At 67.7% G+C, this 17,195-nt stretch carries 18 protein-coding genes and 1 pseudogene; 8 read left to right on the forward strand and 11 right to left on the reverse strand.

The window, feature by feature from the left end; all coding sequences use genetic code 11:
• Positions 1–17: 17 nt before the first annotated feature.
• Entirely contained in the window at positions 18–716 is a 699-nt protein-coding gene (locus tag KTR9_RS24010) for a hypothetical protein (RefSeq protein ID WP_044507393.1), read from the forward strand.
• Here the strand turns inward: KTR9_RS24010 and KTR9_RS24015 are convergent, their stop codons facing one another.
• From KTR9_RS24015 to rnhA, 3 genes are all read right to left on the reverse strand, one after another.
• Positions 717–1,508 carry an SDR family oxidoreductase gene (locus KTR9_RS24015; protein ID WP_010844453.1) on the reverse strand — a complete coding sequence of 264 codons (792 nt, stop codon included), beginning with the start codon at positions 1,506–1,508 and terminating at the stop codon, positions 717–719.
• Between the two features lie 75 nt (positions 1,509–1,583).
• Positions 1,584–2,495: a D-isomer specific 2-hydroxyacid dehydrogenase family protein gene (locus tag KTR9_RS24020; protein WP_014928551.1), complete on the reverse strand. Its 912-nt coding sequence runs from the start codon at positions 2,493–2,495 to the stop codon at positions 1,584–1,586.
• Entirely contained in the window at positions 2,492–2,986 is a 495-nt protein-coding gene (rnhA, locus tag KTR9_RS24025) for a ribonuclease HI (protein ID WP_014928552.1), read from the reverse strand. The genes KTR9_RS24020 and rnhA overlap by 4 nt, the downstream gene beginning before the upstream one ends.
• Before the next feature lie 113 nt (positions 2,987–3,099).
• Here rnhA and KTR9_RS24030 point away from each other — a divergent pair, with 113 nt between their 5' ends.
• The 3 genes from KTR9_RS24030 (at position 3,100) to KTR9_RS24040 (ending at position 5,874) form a co-directional block, all read left to right on the forward strand.
• A complete protein-coding gene (locus KTR9_RS24030) occupies positions 3,100–3,867 on the forward strand; it encodes a methyltransferase domain-containing protein (protein WP_014928553.1) in 768 nt (255 codons plus the stop codon).
• A 181-nt stretch (positions 3,868–4,048) separates the two neighbouring features.
• Positions 4,049–5,350 carry a DUF4185 domain-containing protein gene (locus KTR9_RS24035; RefSeq protein ID WP_014928554.1) on the forward strand — a complete coding sequence of 434 codons (1,302 nt, stop codon included), beginning with the start codon at positions 4,049–4,051 and terminating at the stop codon, positions 5,348–5,350.
• Positions 5,347–5,874, forward strand: a complete 528-nt coding sequence (locus KTR9_RS24040; RefSeq protein WP_010844458.1) for a DUF1697 domain-containing protein — start codon at positions 5,347–5,349, stop codon at positions 5,872–5,874. Before KTR9_RS24035 ends, KTR9_RS24040 begins: the two co-directional genes overlap by 4 nt.
• A gap of 280 nt (positions 5,875–6,154) precedes the next feature.
• Here the strand turns inward: KTR9_RS24040 and KTR9_RS24045 are convergent, their stop codons facing one another.
• The 4 genes from KTR9_RS24045 to KTR9_RS24060 form a co-directional block, all read right to left on the reverse strand.
• Positions 6,155–6,631 (reverse strand): hypothetical protein, encoded by a 477-nt coding sequence (locus KTR9_RS24045; protein ID WP_010844459.1) that lies wholly within the window; start codon positions 6,629–6,631, stop codon positions 6,155–6,157.
• A gap of 13 nt (positions 6,632–6,644) precedes the next feature.
• Positions 6,645–7,916, reverse strand: a complete 1,272-nt coding sequence (locus KTR9_RS24050) for an acyl-CoA dehydrogenase family protein (protein WP_010844460.1) — start codon at positions 7,914–7,916, stop codon at positions 6,645–6,647.
• Between the two features lie 37 nt (positions 7,917–7,953).
• Positions 7,954–9,354, reverse strand: a complete 1,401-nt coding sequence (locus KTR9_RS24055) for a phosphotransferase family protein (protein ID WP_014928555.1) — start codon at positions 9,352–9,354, stop codon at positions 7,954–7,956.
• 104 nt (positions 9,355–9,458) lie between these two features.
• On the reverse strand, positions 9,459–9,827 hold the full coding sequence (locus KTR9_RS24060) for a YybH family protein (protein WP_010844462.1): 369 nt from the start codon (positions 9,825–9,827) through the stop codon (positions 9,459–9,461).
• Between the two features lie 88 nt (positions 9,828–9,915).
• Here KTR9_RS24060 and KTR9_RS24065 point away from each other — a divergent pair, with 88 nt between their 5' ends.
• On the forward strand, positions 9,916–10,794 hold the full coding sequence (locus KTR9_RS24065) for a LysR family transcriptional regulator (RefSeq protein ID WP_014928556.1): 879 nt from the start codon (positions 9,916–9,918) through the stop codon (positions 10,792–10,794).
• 193 nt (positions 10,795–10,987) lie between these two features.
• A pseudogene (locus tag KTR9_RS24070) lies at positions 10,988–12,249 on the forward strand (DUF222 domain-containing protein).
• A gap of 135 nt (positions 12,250–12,384) precedes the next feature.
• Here KTR9_RS24070 and KTR9_RS24075 read toward each other — a convergent pair.
• From KTR9_RS24075 to KTR9_RS24090, 4 genes are read right to left on the reverse strand one after another with little or no spacing between them, the layout of a single operon-like run.
• Positions 12,385–12,933: a hypothetical protein gene (locus KTR9_RS24075; RefSeq protein ID WP_014928557.1), complete on the reverse strand. Its 549-nt coding sequence runs from the start codon at positions 12,931–12,933 to the stop codon at positions 12,385–12,387.
• Positions 12,934–12,949: 16 nt separating this feature from the next.
• A complete protein-coding gene (locus KTR9_RS24080) occupies positions 12,950–13,732 on the reverse strand; it encodes a hypothetical protein (RefSeq protein WP_014928558.1) in 783 nt (260 codons plus the stop codon).
• A 16-nt stretch (positions 13,733–13,748) separates the two neighbouring features.
• Positions 13,749–14,177 (reverse strand): CoA-binding protein, encoded by a 429-nt coding sequence (locus KTR9_RS24085; protein ID WP_014928559.1) that lies wholly within the window; start codon positions 14,175–14,177, stop codon positions 13,749–13,751.
• A gap of 28 nt (positions 14,178–14,205) precedes the next feature.
• The gene (locus KTR9_RS24090; protein ID WP_014928560.1) at positions 14,206–14,793 is read right to left on the reverse strand and encodes a TetR/AcrR family transcriptional regulator; all 588 of its coding nucleotides are present in this window, start codon (positions 14,791–14,793) and stop codon (positions 14,206–14,208) included.
• A 114-nt stretch (positions 14,794–14,907) separates the two neighbouring features.
• Between KTR9_RS24090 and KTR9_RS24095 the strand changes: the two genes are divergently transcribed.
• Together KTR9_RS24095 and KTR9_RS24100 are read left to right on the forward strand one after the other, a co-directional pair.
• Complete coding sequence (locus KTR9_RS24095) at positions 14,908–16,041, forward strand: phosphotransferase family protein (protein WP_014928561.1); 1,134 nt, start codon at positions 14,908–14,910, stop codon at positions 16,039–16,041.
• A 4-nt stretch (positions 16,042–16,045) separates the two neighbouring features.
• Positions 16,046–17,191, forward strand: coding sequence for a hypothetical protein (locus KTR9_RS24100; protein ID WP_014928562.1), 1,146 nt, complete (start codon positions 16,046–16,048; stop codon positions 17,189–17,191).
• Positions 17,192–17,195 lie beyond the last annotated feature (4 nt).

A 17,195-nucleotide genomic window follows, 5' to 3' on the forward strand; every position in this document is an offset into this window, starting at 1 on the left:
CTCGGTACAGTTGAGCCGTGAACGAGATCGTCAACTTTGCCACGGACAACTGGTGGCTGATCTTCCCGATCGGCGCGGTCGTCGGCGGGTGGGCGGGTTCGATCGGCAAGTACAACGAGAAGCGGCGCAGGGACAAGATCGAGCTCGCTCGGATCAAGGCCACCGCACAGTCCGAGCAGCTCAAGCTCACGACGACCTCGGCCGATCAGCTGCGCAGGGTGCTCGGACAGCACGACGCACTCAACGAGAAGTGGTTCGCCTACGAACTCGATCTCGCGACCCTGATCGAGTACCCGCTGATGACCGACATGCGCGAGCCGCTGACCCTCGCCTTCCACCGGGCCCGGGTGCGCGCGGACGACCTGCGACCCGATCCCGCCGCCGCGGACCTCTCCACGGCCGCGACATCGATGTCGCCGGCGGATTTCGCCGAGTACCGCGACGCGGTCGGCGACTACGCCGCCGCCTTCGACGCAGCCGAGCGAGAAGCACGGCGTCGCAAGCAGTCCGGCTTCTCCCCGGTCGAGCGCGAGGCACTCGACCGGGCGCGCAAACTGATCAACGTCGCCGCCGACGCCGGGGCCACGCCGGCCGAGCGGCAGGCCGCCTACAAGAAGGTCCGCGCCGAGCTCGACGGCATCATCGACGTTCCGCAGGTGGCGGCCGCACATCTCGAACAGCAGATCGCCGGGGCGCTCGAGCGCGGCTCGGATTGATCAGAGATCCGGGATCGGAAGGTCGAGGTTGGGCGCGATGATGCCGCCGTCGACCTCCAGGATCTTGCCGGTGACGTAGGCGCCCGCCGGTGACGCCAGGTAGAGCGCGGCCGCGGCGATGTCCTCCGGATCGCCCAGCCGGTGCAGCGGCGTCGATGTCTCGACGGCGCTGCGCATCCCCTCGTCACCCGCGACGATCTCCAGCGCCGACGTCAGGATGGCGCCCGGCGCGATCCCGTTCACCCGGATCTTCGGATTCAGATCCATCGCCGCGATGCGGGTGTAGTGCGCGAGAGCGGCTTTCGCGGTGCCGTAGGCCGCGTAGGCACGCCCGGGCAGACGGCCGACCGCGGAGGTGATGTTGATGATCGAACCCTGACCGCTGGTCGCGAGGATCTGCTTGGCACCGGCGACGACGAGCGCGTGTGCATTACCGACGTTGAAATCGAAGGCATCCCGCAGGTGCTTGGGACTCGTGTCGAACAGCGGCCGGGGCATCGCACCGCCGACATTGTTGACCACGGTGTCGAGTCGCCCGAACTCATCGACCGCGGTCTGCGCGAGCGCAGCCGCCGCATCGGGGTCGGCGAGGTCCACGGCGACGGTGTGGGCGCGCCGGCCCGCGGCACGGACCCGTTCGGCGACCTGTTCGAGGTCGGACTCGCTGCGGGCCGCGATCACCACATCGCCGCCGGCCTCGGCGAAGGCGACCGCGATCGCCGCCCCGAGCCCCCGGCTCGCGCCGGTCACGATGGCCACCTGGTCGTCTATCCGGAATCTGTCGAGAATCACCCGTCGACCATGCCACGTCGAACCCAAAAACGAGAACGTGTTCTAGAAATCGGTCGCAACCGGCCGGTCGAGACCTCAGTAATCCCGTCCGACGGTGACCACGGACAGGAGATCCTCGTCCGCGGCGAACCTACGCAGATTCTCGGCGACCCACGGCGCGAGCTCACGCGTCAGTCCCGACGCCGGGTTGGCGACGTGCGGGGTGATGATCACGTTCGGCAGGGACCAGAGCGGATGGTCCTCGGCGGGCGGTTCCGGATCGGTCACATCGAGAGCAGCCCCGGCGATCTGACCGTCGGCCAACGCGCGGTACAGCGCTTCCTCGTCGACCAGGGGGCCGCGCGCGATGTTCACCACCCATGCGTGCGCGGGCAGCGCGGCCAGGCTGTCGGCGTTGATCATGTGCCGTGTCTCGGGCGTCGCCGGCGCGGCCAGCACGACGTGGTCGATCGTCGCCCAAAGGTCGACCAACTCGTCCGATCGGCGGACCTCGTGCGCGCCGGGGACCTCTCGGCCCGACCGGTTCACCGCGACGACGCGGGCACCGCATGCCCGGAGGCGCGGAGCGAGAGATGCGCCGATCCCGCCGGCTCCGACGATGGCCACGGTGGAACCGTGCAGTGACCGGACCGCGGTGTCGATCCGCTCCTTGTCCCAGTGCCGGAGGACGGCGGTGTTGATCTGCCGAAGTCCCGCGAGGAGAAGCGCCAGCGCATGCTCGGCGACGTTCTCGGCATAGAAGCCCGACGCGTTGGTCCAGATGCGGCGGTCGTCGAGGATGTCGGCGGCCACGAAGTCCTCGATCCCCGCGGTCTTGAGGGCCACCCACTCGACCGTGTCGGGCAGCTCCGGAAAGTCCGACGGGGGTCCGATCCACACCAGCACCCGCGCGTCGTCCAGGCCGACGATCCGTCCGCCCGCACCCTCGATCGCCTCGACCAGGTGCTCGTCGCGCACGGGTTCGAGGGCCACCGCCACCGGGGTCATCGGGCGACCGACCGGGCCGCGGTCGTCGCCAGTTCGTCGGCGATCTCGTTGAAGTGATCGCCGGCATGCCCCTTCACCCAGCGCCACTCCACCTGATGCCGCTTCTCCTCCTCGACCAGACGGCGCCACAGATCCGCGTTCTTGACCGGCTTGCGGTCCTTGGTCTTCCAGCCGTTCGCCTGCCAGCCGTTGACCCACTTCATGATCCCGTTGCGGACGTACGTCGAGTCGGTGTAGATGACGACGTTCGACGGTCTGGTCAGTGCCGCGAGACCCTCGATGGCGGCCGTGAGTTCCATCTTGTTGTTCGTCGTATCGGGCTCGGAACCGGAGATCCGCTTCTCGGTGCCCTTGTAGCGGAGCACCGCACCCCATCCGCCCGGGCCCGGGTTGCCCAGGCAGGCACCGTCGGTCGAGATCTCGACGACGTCCGACCCCGCTCCCGGGTCTGCGGAGGAGCCGTCGGCTGTCGGGTTCGCAGAAGCTGTCACGCACGGAAGCCTACGGCAGGCGCGATGGCCGGCAGCACCCTCGTCGAGGGGGCAAACCGACGGCGTTCCCGACATCTCGGGCGCCGGGCACCAGTGGTGTCTAGGGTGGACCCATGGCTGTGTGGGACCCGACACGCTATCTGCAATTCGCCGACGATCGCGCGCGGCCGTTTCTCGACCTCATCGCGCAGATCCCGACCAACCCGCTGTCGGTGGTCGACCTGGGTTGCGGACCGGGCCATCTGACCAAGCACCTGCGTGCACTCTGGCCGGCGGCCGAGATCCTGGGCATCGACGACTCGGCGGAGATGGTCGACCGGGCCATCCGCGACAACACCGACCCGCGCGCCAACTACGACGCCGTCGACGTCTCGCAGTGGGCGCCGCACCGGCCGGTCGACCTGATGATCTCCAACGCGATGTTCCAGTGGGTCCCCGATCACCTCGGGGTGATCGACCGGCTGCTCGGTTATCTCACCGACGGCGGCGCGTTCGCGTTACAGGTCCCGAACAACACCGACTCGCCGACCCACGCGGCTCTCGCCGAGCTCGCCGTGACCGAACCGTATGTCGGGGCGTTCGGCGACCTACGCGGGCTGCCGCGTCTCGACGCCGAGGTGTACCTGGACTTCTTCGCCGAGCGCGGCTACCACGTCAACGCGTGGGAGACGACCTACTTCCACGTGCTCGACGGCCAGGATCCGGTGTTCGACTGGATGTCCGGAACGGGCGCCCGTCCCTACCTGCAGGCGCTCACCGACGACCTCCGGAAGCGCTTCATCGCCGACCTGAAGGAACGCTTCGCCGAGGCCTATCCGCGACGGGAGTGGGGCACCGTTCTGCCCTTCCGCCGCACGTTCGTCGTGGCCACTCACCGCTGATCCTCGCGACCTCGTCCCCCCTCCGGAGAACAGCGCTCGCGTCGTTCATCGGAATCGGGGAACGACAATTCGGAGCGAGCCTCGAAGGGTCACGCACCGGCATCGGTTTGGCATCGGCGACGATGCCCCCTGCCACTTCTGCAACACTGACGCCACTGTCGTTTCCTCAGGGGGTACGTCCATGCCTCGACGCAGCCGGACTCGTCTGCGCCCTGCCCACCATGTCCGACGCCGCGTCATCGCAACCATTGCCGCCGTCGGCCTGGCCGGCGGTCTGCTCGCTGCTGTGCCGGCACCGGCGCGAGCCGCGGTCTGCAACGTCACCGGCATCACCGGAGGAGACGTCGGGAGCACCGGAAGTTCGGGGTCCAGCGAGCTCGGGTGGGGCAGTCTCGACTTCGGCAGCTATCGGGCGGGCGGCAAGAAGCCACAGGGGCCGCTCCCGAAACTCACCGGTGCCAGCAAGGCCGTCTCGTGGGTGACCGGTCCGCGAAGTCCCGCTCGCACCGACACCCGTTTCGGTATCACCGCCACCGACGTCGGCGTGCCGTGGGACAACGGCTCCGGCCAGATACTGATGGCCTTCGGCGACACATGGGGCAAGTGCGCGGGCCAGATGGCCTGGAAGCACAACACGATGCTGCGTAGTGACGCGAACTCCGATCTGGCCAAGGGAATCCGATTCCCGAACGCCGTACCGGGATCGGTCCGGTCAGGTGCCTCGGTGTCATCGGCACATCCGACATGGGCACAACCCATGTTCAACGCGGTCGGGGTGCGCAACATCGAGGTCGGTCGAATCCCCACCGGCGGGATCTCGGTCAACGGCACCCAGTTCGTCAGCTTCATGTCGATCCATCGTTGGCTCGGCCCCGGCCGGTGGAGCACGAATTACTCGGGAATCGCCCTGTCGCACAACAATGGTCAGACCTGGACCGTCGACAACAACACCCTCCGCTGGAACACCGACCTGACGATTCCCGGCGTTCCCCAGGTGGCGAGTGGCCACAACCGGTTTCAGATGGGCGCCTTCCTCCGAAGCGGTGAGTACATCTACCAATACGGCACGCCGAATGGGCGTTTCGGCTCGGCCCACGTGGCCCGGTTCCGTCCCGCCGACATCCTGAACCTCAACCGGTATCAGTACTTCCGGGGCGGCACGTCGTGGTCGTCGAATCCGGCCGAGGCCGCGCCGATCGTCGCCGGTCCGGTGGGCGAGATCTCGGTGGCCTACAACGCCTTTCTCGGCCGGTTCGTCATGCTGACCGAGCGCGCGGGGACGATCATGATGCGCACGTCGCCGTCACCCGTGGGACCGTGGAGCGGAGAGCGAGTGCTCATCTCCCAGAGGCAGTCCAGCGGCCTGTACACGCCCTACATCCACCCTCGGTCGTCGGGAGAGGACCTCTACTTCGTCGTCTCGCGATGGGACGACTACAACGTCATGCTGGTGCGGACCGACCTGTCGAAGGTGCGTCCGTGAGCCGGCGCATCGTACTGATCCGCGCCGTCAACGTCGGCGGGGCGAAACTCCCGATGGCCGAATTGCGCCAGATCGCAACCGACCTCGGTGCCGATGAGGTCACGACCTACATCGCGTCGGGCAATCTGATCTGTTCGCCACCTCCCGACCCGGACGAGTTCGACCGCGCTCTCGAGACCGCGATGGAGGAGCGCTACGGTTGGTTCCGCGAGGTCATCAGCCGCACGACCGACCAGGTCCGTGCCGCGCTGGACGCGCATCCGTTCGACATCGTCGACGACAAGTACTCCTACGTCTACTTCCTGACCGGCGAACCGGCGCCCGACAAGGTGACCGCCTTCGAGCGCAAGGACTTCGGCGAGGACGTCGTCCGGGTCATCGGGTCCGATCTGCACATCCGCTACGCCGACGGGGCGGGCCGCTCGACGTTGACCGCGCCGGTCATCGCTCGCGGTCTGGGTGTGCAGGGAACCGGACGTAATCTGCGGACCGTCCGGAAGCTGCTGGAGCTGGCCGGCTCCTAGCACCGACCAGGTGGCCCGTGCCCCGGCACGGGCGTAGCGTCGGTGGAGGCATCACGAGACAAACCAGACGAACCAGACGTTCGCGTCGAGAGGAGTCCGGACATGAGTCAACCGGTCCCGCCGCCACCGCCACCGCCCGAGCCCATTCCTGCGCCGGAGCCCATCCCGGAGCCGCCACCGGAACCGCCGATCCCCGTACCCACTCCGCCGCCGGCTCCCGACCCGCAGCCCGCACCCCCGCAGCCGGACCCGCCGCCTCGGCCCACGGTGATATGAGCGGTCAGCCGCGCGTCAGAACGCGCGCGACGCGGTCCAGATCGGCGAGCTGCTCCTCCCGCGGAGCCTCCCACAGCTTCTTCGGCAGCTTCTCGAGATCCTTGACAGCCGCCTCGGCGTGATCGAGCGCTTCGGTCGCCTCGTCCTCGCCGAGGTCCACCGACGCGATGAGCCGGTCGTCGAGTTCGAAGACCGCGTCGTCGAGGCGGTTGCGCGCCGCGACGAGTTCGTCGTCGTGCGGGATCGCCGGGTTCGCGTGCACGTCCGCGATGGCATACCGAATCCGCCGATGCAGCAGCGCTTCTCGGGTGTTGTCGGTGGCCCAGCTATCGGGCGCGCGGCCCGGTCGGCCGGGAATCAGGTCGGTGGATCGCGCGAAGGTGCGCACTCGTTTGTCCGAGTCGTACGCGAACCAGGCGGCGCCGCCGAGAATGAACAGTGCGACCACCACGGTGGCCACGATGATGATGACCGCGATCATGTGGTCAGCCTACTCAGGACGACTGCACTCCTTTGGGCGCCTTTCCCGACATGAAACCGAACAGGTATCCGGCGACGCGTCTCATCTGGATCTCGTCGGCACCCTCGGTGATCCGGTAGCGCCGATGGTGACGGTAGATGTGCTCGAACGGTTCGTGCCGCGAGTAACCGCGTCCGCCGAACACCTGCATCGCCTGGTCGGCAGCGTCGCAGCACAGCCGATTCGCCTGGTAGTTGCACATCGAGACCTCCGCAGACGCGGCGAACGGCCCGTGGGTGTCCATCTTCCAGGCGGTTTCGCGGATCAGGGCCCGGATCATCGCGCACCGGGTGTGCAGGTCGACGAGCGGGAACTGGATCGCCTGATTCGTCGACAGCTTCTTGCCGAAAGGGGCACGCTCGTTGGCGTATGCCACCGCACGGTCGACGCAGTACTGTGCGGCACCCAGACTGGACGCCGCCTGGCGGATGCGGTTCTCGTTGAAGAAGTGCTGCACGACCTGCAGGCCGGCGCCCTCGGCGCCGAACACCGCGGAGTCCGGCACCCGGACATCCCGCAGCGAGATGTGTGCATGGTCGGTCGGCATGTTGAACGTCCACAGGTACTCCTCGACAGCGAACCCGGGGTCCTGCGGGTCGACGAGGAAAGCGGTGATCCCGCGGGCATCGCCGGGTTCTCCGCTGGTGCGGGCGAACACGATGTCGCGGTGCGCGGCATGGATACCGGTGTTCCACGTCTTCTCACCGTTGATGATCCAGTCGTCGCCGTCGCGGACGGCGGTCGTCTCCATGTAGGTGGCGTCGGAGCCGTGGTCGGGTTCGGTGATGCCGAAGGCGAAGAACTTCGTCCCCGCGGCCAGTCCTTCGACCCATTCCTCCTGCTGCGCGGGCGTGCCGTATTCGAGCATGAGGAGCAGACCGATGTTGTTGCCGACGATGGCGTGCTCGTTCTGCAGATCGCAATGCAGCCCGAGCCCCTTCGACGCCAAGTGCTCGCGGATGATCGCCATCGCCAGGTTCGATCCGTCCCGGCCGCCGAACTCGGCCGGAAAAGGGTAGCGGAAATGACCGGCGGCATCGGCCCGCCGCCTTGCCTCACCGAGGAGCGCTTCCCACTCCTTGTTCGGCAGACCGCCTCGCTCCCAGTCTGTTCGGGAGTCCTCACGCCGGTGGTCGAAGAACCGGATGTTGTCGTCGGCCTGCTCGAGGGGGACGATCTCGGCTTCGATGAAGGCGTCGAGTTCGGCCAGGTAGTCTTTCAGCGACTCGGGCAGTGCGAAGTCCACGATGAACCCCTCTCGGTTGGGATCGGATGTCCGGCGGTCACGGATGAGGGACCGCGAAGTACTTGGGGTTGGCGACGAGGAGTCGGGCCCGCACGTCGGCGACTACGGCGGCGCGGACCTTCTCGTCGGTCCCGTCGAGTTCACCGGACCACAGCGCTTCACAGAGTGCGCGCTGGTCGGCGATCCCGAGGGCACTCAGGCGTTGCGCACTCGCGGCCGCGTCCTGTGCCGCCCGGAGTGTCTGCCGACGCACGACGTCGACGACGTTCCCCGCCACCCTCGTGTGGAAGCGGACCTGCGGTGACAACTCCGCCTGCACCGCATCGGACCGCAGGAACTCGGCGACCGCTTCGAGCAGTTGGACCGCGCTCGGCGAGCCGTAGACACCGTCGTTCGGGTCGGGCGTCGACGACCCGTTCAGCGGATCGGGCACCACCTCGGGTGTCACGAGGCCCAGGTCGAGCAGGGCGTCGAATTCCTGTTCCGCACTTCGACGTCCGATGGCGGCCAGTTCCACCGACCGTTCGACCCCGTCGAGATGTCGCGCGGCCTGCACCGCGCAGATCAGTCCCCACTTCACGGTCGCGTAGAGCTCCCACCAGCGCAGCGCGGCTTCGGTGGGACGCCAGCCCGCCTCTCGCGCATACGCGTCCAGCAGCGCGTCGCGGCTTCCCATCCCGGCCACCGGCGACGATCCTCCGAAGCGCCACGCTTTCGCGCACAGCCAGCCGAGGTCCTCGACCGGGTCGCCGAGGTGGACGAGTTCCCAATCGAGCACCGCCGCAATGCCTTCGGCGCCGACGAGGAGATTTCCCAGCCGAAAGTCACCGTGCACGAGGCATTGCCGCGGTGACGGTTCGGGGCGGTTGTCGGTGAGCCACTGCGTCGCCAGCACCAATCCCGCGGGCATGGACTCGAATTCGCGTGGGAACAGTTCCCGCAACCCGTCGAGGGGATCGGCGAGTTCGGCGAGACCGGGCGTCTGGGCCACGTCGATCCGGTGGATCCGGGCGAGGATCCCGCCGCACTGATCGACGAAGCGGGCACGCGCACCGGCGTGAGCGTCGTCCCGCAGTATCCGGCGGGGGATGGACTCTCCCTCGATGAAATTCATTGCCAGATAGGGAAACCCCAGGACATTGCCGTCTTCGTCGAAACCCGCGTCGAGGATCTCCGGCACCGGGACGCCGGCATCGGCTGCAGCGCGCAGGACCTGCGCCTCGGCGTGCAGTCCGCCGTCGTCGGTCGCTGCCGGGACGGCGCGGATGATGATCGGCTCGGACCGTCCCGAACTCTCGACGAGGGTGGCGGCGTATGTGGCGCGACTCGCGCCCGCGGGCAGCAGTCTCGCGGACTCGACCGAGATCGGGGTACCGCGCTTGCCGGCGAGTCGGGATGCGATCTTCGCGGCGACACCGCCTGCTTCCGGTACTGCCACGCCGATCCGTCCCTTCTTCGCCGTCGCCCGGGCGGGTGTAACCGCCACCACAGCGAAGCTAGCACGAGATCTGAATCCGGCCTCAGAAAATCGGTGCCGAAGTCTCAGTGGTCGGGCGTCTGGAACTCCGGCTGGTCGATGATCCGTACCCACGATCCGTCGGATCGCCGCGCCACCACCTGTGCGCGAGCACCGGCGCCGTCACGCGGCGGCGTCGAGGTGAGTGCGAGATCGTCCCGGAACATCAAGGTCGGCAACGGTGGCTCCGGCACGAACGTGGGCCGGTGCGCGAGAACCGAAGCCCAGAGGTCGCGGATAGCGGCCCGTCCGCGCGTGACCTCTCCGGGCGGATAAGCCATCACTGCATCGTCGTCGTAGAGCGAGGCCACGGCGTCCGCGTCCCCCGCATTGGAGTACTCGACGAACAGCCTGGTCAGATCCTCGGGCGTGCGTGCGATTTCGTAGTCGGTCATGACAGCTCCTCTCGGTGTTCCCCCAGCGTCTCCCCAACGCCCGAATAAGTCCAAGTGATGCTGCAGATGCCGACTATCATTGACAGTTATGGAACTCCGGCAGCTCGAGTACTTCGCGGCCATCGCCGCGGAAGGCAGTTTCACCGCGGCTGCGGCGCGCGTGCACACCACCCAGCCCAACATCAGCGCGCAGATCCGCACCCTCGAACGGGAACTCGGTTCGGCCCTATTCGACCGGTCCGCTCGTACGGTCCGCCTGACCGACGCCGGGCGGGCAGCACTCCCCGCAGCGCGGCGCGCGCTCGCCGCTGCCGACGACGTCGCCCGAACCGTCAGCGAGGTCGCCGGACTGGTCCGCGGGAGCCTGGCGGTCGGGATGGTCGAGGGGTGCACGATCGCCCCCCTGTTCGCAGCCCTGGGCACCTTCCGGACGACTCACCCGCAGATCGAGCTGAGCCTCCGCGAGTCGCCGTCGACCGAGTTGATCGCATCGATAGAGGACGGTCGCCTCGACGTCGCACTGGCCGGATACGGCGGCGAACTCCCGCCGGGAGTCGCCTCCATGACCATCATCGCCGAGCGCGTCGTTGCCGTGATGCCCGCGGACGGCCGTCTCCCCGGCCGAACCATCGACCTCGCCGCCCTTCGCGACCGGTCACTCATCTGCCTGCCCTCCGGAGCAGGAATCCGAAGCGTGTTCGACGCGGCGGCGGCTACAGCGGGCGGACCCATCCGGCCGGCCATTGAAGCTTCCTCACCGGAAGCGATCATCGAGTTGGTTTGCAGCGGAATGGGAGTCGGCATTCTCAGTGAGTCAATCGTCGCGGATGACGAACGTGTGGCCGGGGTTCCGATCCGCGACGTCGACGGCACCGCGCATCTCGGCTTGCTGTGGGGTTCGAAACCGTCCGCTGCTGCGGCGCGTTTCGTCGAGGTGGCCACGGATGTGTTCGGAGGAGCCGAATGAGGATGGGGGCGGAACCTTGCCACCCCCGGCGTGGGCGACCGGCAGACAACAGGATCGCCGCTTTCCGGCGGAGAAGTGATACGGATGTGACTGCAGTGCACTGCTGTTGCAAGAAACGTATCGTCACCGAAAATAGCTACACAGCACTGGTTTCCGCGCGGATAGGCTGTGGAGAAACCTCGTAACCGAACACATGTTCCCGTACAGTGGAGTCATGCCAGAGCTCGCCACCCTGCTCGACCAGCTCATCGAGACCACCACGCCCACCGACGATCCCACGGGCAGAGCGACTTTCGACGCGCTCGACACCCTCCGGCTGATCCGCAACATCGTTGACCACCAGATCGTCACGCATGCAGCAGAACTCGATGAACTCGGAGTCGCACAAAAGGCCTGTGGGACCACCAAGAAGGTGTTGATCGAGATGGGCTACGCACCCGCCGCGGCTCTACGCGCCATGCGAAGCGTCGACGCTCTCCCGACGCTGCCCACCCTCGCCCGTCACGCCGCCGACGGACGACCCTCCTCCGAAGTCGTCGATGCCATCGTCCGCGGCATAGCCAGATCGAGAAACGTTGTCGTGAAGCGCTTTCAGACGATGAGCGCTCCCAGTACGAGATCGAACTCATCGCCCAAGCACTATCCGGTGCGACGCCGACGCAAGTGCTTCAACACGCCCGCGCGATCGGTAACACGATTGCCGACGCGACCGACACCGGTATCCCGGCCGCCGACGATCCATCGCTGAACACGGTCAATGCCCACACCACCGACGACGGCCGTGTCGACATCCGAGCCGACCTCACCCAGGTGGTCGGCGAGAAGTTCCTGTCCATGATCGACGAACGATCCTGCCCGCGACCCGAACCCGACGGCGCCGACGATCGGCGCACTGCCGAGCAGCGCCGCGCCGACGCGTTCGAGTTGATCCTCGACCAAGCCGCACTCGGCGCCACACTCGACAGTGTCGGATCTCCCCGCACCCAACTCATGCTGACCATCCCCGCCACCGGCGCTGATCCCGCCACCATGCCGTGGACCGGACCGGTCAGTCAGGCCGTCGCCAAACAGGTGTCCTGTGACGGGTCGCTGACAGAGATCATCCTCGACGGCGAAGGCGTACCGCTACAGATGGGGCACACCCACCGCCTGTTCCCAGCACATCTGCGCAGGGCGGTCATCGTGCGAGATACCTGCTGCATCAAATGCGGTGCCCCACCGTCACATACCCAGGTTCACCATGTCGCGCACTGGGCAGACGGCGGTCCCACCGATCTCGACAACGGTTGCCTGCTCTGCCAACGCTGCCACACCCAGGTCCATCACCACGGCTGGGACGTAATCCTCGGCTTCGACCGACATCCCTGGCTCGTTCCTCCCGCCAGCATCGACCCACGACGCCGACCGCTACCCGCCTACAACCGACGAACCATGCGACTCGACGACGCCGCCTGACCCAGACCCGCCCAGCCACACTCGGCCCAGCCACACATTCGCGCAGCACCTTCCGCACCCGAGCCCAGCTCGGGACCGCGTCCGTCCCTTGACAACTCCAGAGTGAGGGCCCAAGTCTCCGTTCCTACTGCCCCGCTACAACGGCTGGGCCCGACGCACCTGGTCGGCGGCGCGGGCGGCGTCGAGTTCGACATCGCTGATCAAGACCGCACGACCGAGACTCAAGGTTCCCGACGTCAGCGGCTGCGCCCGTAGGCCGCCCCGGCCTATCAGCGCCTTGCGCACGCCGTCGCCGGCGACGGTGTCCATCCACGAACACGGATGCGCAGGACGTCCACCTCGGAATCGGATGGGGCCCGCCCCCGAGTCCAGCTCGAACTCCCGGCCACGCAGCGGATCGAGTTCGACCCCGCGCACCACGACGTTGCGCCGTGCCAGAACCGGGTCGGCGTCCCCGGCGGCAGCGGACCAGGCTTCGAGCGCGAGAAACGTCACCGCAGCCTCGGTATGGGCGCGGACCCCGAAGAAGCGGTCTCCGCGAATCCCCTTGTCGGCGACGACCTCCACGAACTCTGGTGTGCGGGTCTCGACCTCGCCGGCCGGTCCGTCCTTGGGCCGGCCGAAGTAGGCATGCTTCGACGAGACGACGAACATCACTATCTCGCAGGAGTACTCGTAGTTCACCGCACCTCCCGTCGGATCACGAGGCCGGGGGTGAGGGACGGGCATCGGTGACCGTCGCGTCGTCCGGCGCCTTCACCACCACGCTCACGGGATCGGTGGGCTTCCCGGCGATGAGGTCGCCGATACTCAGTCCCCAACGGCCCCAGCGGTCGTCGAAGCGCTTCGCGCGGGCCCGGGCCTTGTCCGTCTTGGCCGGTGAGTATCGACGGCGGGCCCAGGCCGAGTGTGGCCGGGCGAGCCGGATCGCACCGGCCCAGGCGAACACCGGGATGAAGACACCGACGATGGCCGTGGAGAATTTGCCCTTCAACACGCACAGGAACGCGCACGCGACGTTGATCGGGACAGTGGCCACCAGAGCGACGGGACCGAGCTCCACATCCGCGTCGTCGAGGGGGTTGAATCCGAGTACCGCCATCCCCAGCGCGGCGACCGTCAAGGCGACCACCTGAACCGAGAGTTGGCCCTCCGGTGACCAATACACGTCCTGCAGACGGAGGATCAGCGCGAACTCGTCGAGGACCAGAGAGGCGCCGACGCCGATCAGCACCGCACTGATCTCCGCGCCTGGTGACGCCCCGTTCACACCCACCGAGACGAAGGCGCCGACGATCGTCAGGATCAGGCCCGGCACCATGTGGTGCACGTGGACACCGTCCGACACGTTGTTCCGGAAGGGGCCTTTGCCCGCCCGGATGAGTCGCGTGATCACCCGTGTGACGATGAACGTGACAACGAACGACGCGAACAGCAGGAACAGCGGAAGTCGTTGGTGCGTGAGCTCGTCCAGGAAGTTCACCGGGCCACCGCTGCCGTCAGCCGGGGACGATGCCGGTGCGGCGCTGCTCGATGATCAGGCAGCGGTCCTCTACGTACAGGAGGCCGGCCTCCTCGGCGATCGCCCGCGCCTCCGCCGAACGGATTCCGAGTTGCAGCCACAGGGCGGTCGCACCCGACGCGACGGCCGCCCGTGCGACATCGGCGCACTCGGGACCCGGGCGGAAGACGTCGACGAGGCCGACCTGTTCGGGGACGTCGGCGAGAGTTCGGTACACCTTCTCGCCGACGATCTCGTCGGCCGCAGGGTTCACCGGGATGATCCGCCAGCCCCGGCTCTTCATGTAGGCCGGGACCTCGTTGGCGGCTTTCGACGGATTCGAGCTGGCGCCGACCACGGTGATCGCGTCGTAGGTGGACAGGATCTGCTCGACGACATCGTCGGTGTTGATGCTCGGTGTGGTCATCCCACGAGTGTAGGTGGGTTCGGAGTTCTCATCGGAGAACTCCGTGCACGACCAGTGCACTGAGCTGATCGGCCCACGCGGTGTCGAATTCGCGGTCGTCGAGCAACAGTGCGTGCAACATCGCCGCCCCGCCGACGGCCTCGATGAGCCGGTCCGGATCCACATCCGGGTGCACCTCGCCGCGCTCCACCGCGACCACCAGCCGGTCACGCAACGCGCCGAACACGTCCGCGAAGCCGGCGTGCACGCGCGCCGCGAGCTCGGGTTCGGCAGCCATGTCCGAGATGAGCCCGGGCAGTGCGGCGCGGGTCACCGGGCTGGCGAACAGATCGCGCGCCGCCGCCACCATGATCCGGAGATCGGCCTCGACCGCACCCCTGGACGGCGGTAGCCGCGCCATCCGGGAGAACGCCACATCGTGCACCAGCTCCGCCTTGCCCGACCAGCGGCGGTAGAGCGCGGTCTTCGTCGTCCCCGCGCGATCAGCGATCGCGGCCATCGTCAGCTTGCGGTATCCGACGTCGACGAGTAGCTCCGCCGCGGCGTCGAGCACCGCCGAGTCGATACGGGGGTCACGCGGACGCCCCGAGGCAACTCCTGTCGTCTCAGCGCTCATCGCCCACCTTCCCGTCGGAGATTTCCCGAAGTCGCTGCGAACCGCGCGACCGTTCTGATGTCATAACGCTACTCACCGTAGCGAATCTGTCGGTAATGATCTCTGGGGGTGCCCATGGCCACCGAACCCGCCGTCGAGCAGGTCGACCACCTGCAACGCTCCAGCCGGGACAACACCTCGGTCCCGGACACGCTCGCACGCTGGCTGGCCGAGCAGGACGACACTCCCGACGCCGCGCCCGAGGTCACGGTGGCCGCCGGCGTCGACAGCAACGGCATGTCGTCGGAGACCATCCCCGTGTCGGTGTCCTGGCCCGGGGAGCCCACCCGGCACTGGGTGATGCGGATGGCCCCGTCGAGCGCCGACGTCCCCGTCTTCCGCTCCTACCGGATGGATCACCAGTACGAGACGATGCGGTTGATCGCACGGTTCAGCGACGTCCCGGTCCCCGCGGTCCACCACCTCGAGCCCAGCGGCTCACTGCTGGGTGCGCCGTTCTTCCTGATGGACCGATGCGAGGGCGAGGTCCCGCCCGACGTGATGCCGTACACGTTCGGCGACAACTGGTTCGGGGACGCCGCCGAGTCCGACCGCCGCCGCGCCCAGGAGTCGGTCGTCGGGGTGATCGCCGACCTCCACTCCATCCCCGACGCGGCGCGGCACTTCGGCTTCCTCGCCGACGACCTCCCCGCCGGCGACACCCTCCTCGCCCGTCTGCTCGCCTGGCTTCGGGATTGGTACGACTTCTCGGTGGACGGAATCGGTCGGTCGCCTCTGGTCGAACGGGCACTCGCCTGGCTGGCCGACAACTTCCCCGACGATATCGCGAGGACCGAACCCGTTCTGTCCTGGGGTGATTCACGTATCGGGAACGTGATGTTCGTCGATTTCACCCCCACGGCGGTCCTCGACTGGGAGATGGCGCGCACCGGTCCACGCGAACTCGACATCGCCTGGGTGGTGTTCGCGCACCGGGTCTTTCAGGAACTGGCGACGATGGCGGGCCTCCCGGGTCTGCCGGACCTGCTGCGTGAGAACGACGTCCGCGACACCTACCGGCAGCGAACCGGCGTCGAACTGGGCGACCTGCGCTGGTTCTACGTGCACGCCGCGGTGCAGTGGTGCTGCGTCTTCATGCGCACCGGCGCCCGCCGCGTGCACTTCGGCGAACTCGAACGCCCCGACGACGTCGACGGCACCCTGTTCTACCACCGACCATTGCTCGAACGACTCCTCGAGGAGGACTGATCGCATGAGCCGATCCGGCCTGGGACCGATGGACGAATATCCCATTCATCAACTACCGCAGCCGATCGCGTGGCCGGGCAACAGCGACCGGAACTTCTACGACCGCGCCTATCTGAACGCGCACGACCGCAGCGGCACCATCTTCCTCATCACCGGCATCGGGTACTACCCCAACCTCGGCGTCAAGGACGCCTTCGTCCTGATCCGGCGGCGGAGGCCCGACGGGATCGACACCCAGACCGCTGTGCACTTCGGTGACGCCATCGACGACAACCGGCTCGAACAGCGCGTCGGCAACTATCGATTGGCCGTCGACGATCCGCTGCGCGCCCTCCACCTGACGGTCGCCGAGACCGAGGGCATCGCCCTGGATCTGCACTGGGAGGGCCTGTTCGACGCCCTGCTCGAGCAACCGCACGTGATGCGGCAGGGCTCGAAGGTCACCCTCGACGCGCAACGGTTCGCGCAGGTCGGCAGCTGGCGCGGATCGATCACCATCGACGGTGAACACATCGACGTGGACCCGTCGACCTGGGTCGGGACCCGGGATCGGTCGTGGGGAATCCGGCCGGTCGGTGAGCCCGAACCGGCCGGACGGCCGTCGGACCCGCCGTTCGAAGGCATGTGGTGGCTGTACGTCCCGATGGCCTTCGACGACTTCCAGCTCGTCGTCATCATCCAGGAGGACCCCGACGGTTACCGCACGCTCAACGACTGTTCGCGCGTCTGGAAGGACGGGCGCGTGGAGCAACTCGGGTGGCCCCGGGTCTCGGTCGACTACGCACCCGGCACCCGGGTCCCCACCGGCGCCACGATCTCCACAACCGGCGCGGGCGGCTCAGAAGTGACGCTGACGGTCCACTCGCTGCTCCCCGTGCCGATCCACGTGGGCGGCGGATACGGCGGCGACCCCGATTGGGCCCACGGCGTCTGGCGTGGAGCGGACTTCACCGAACGCCTCACCTACGACATGACCAGCGCCGAGATCGTCGGGCGCACGCCGTTCGGGGTGATCGACCACGTCGGACGCGCCGAATGTCGTGAGGCCGACGGCACCACCCGCACCGGATGGGGACTCTTCGAACACGGGGCGCTGGGCCGGCACGACCCGTCCGGTTTCGCAGACTGGCTCAGCGTCGCGCCGGGGTGAGGGC

The sequence above is a fragment of the Gordonia sp. KTR9 genome (genome assembly GCF_000143885.2).
In the GTDB taxonomy this organism is placed as follows: Bacteria; Actinomycetota; Actinomycetes; order Mycobacteriales; family Mycobacteriaceae; genus Gordonia.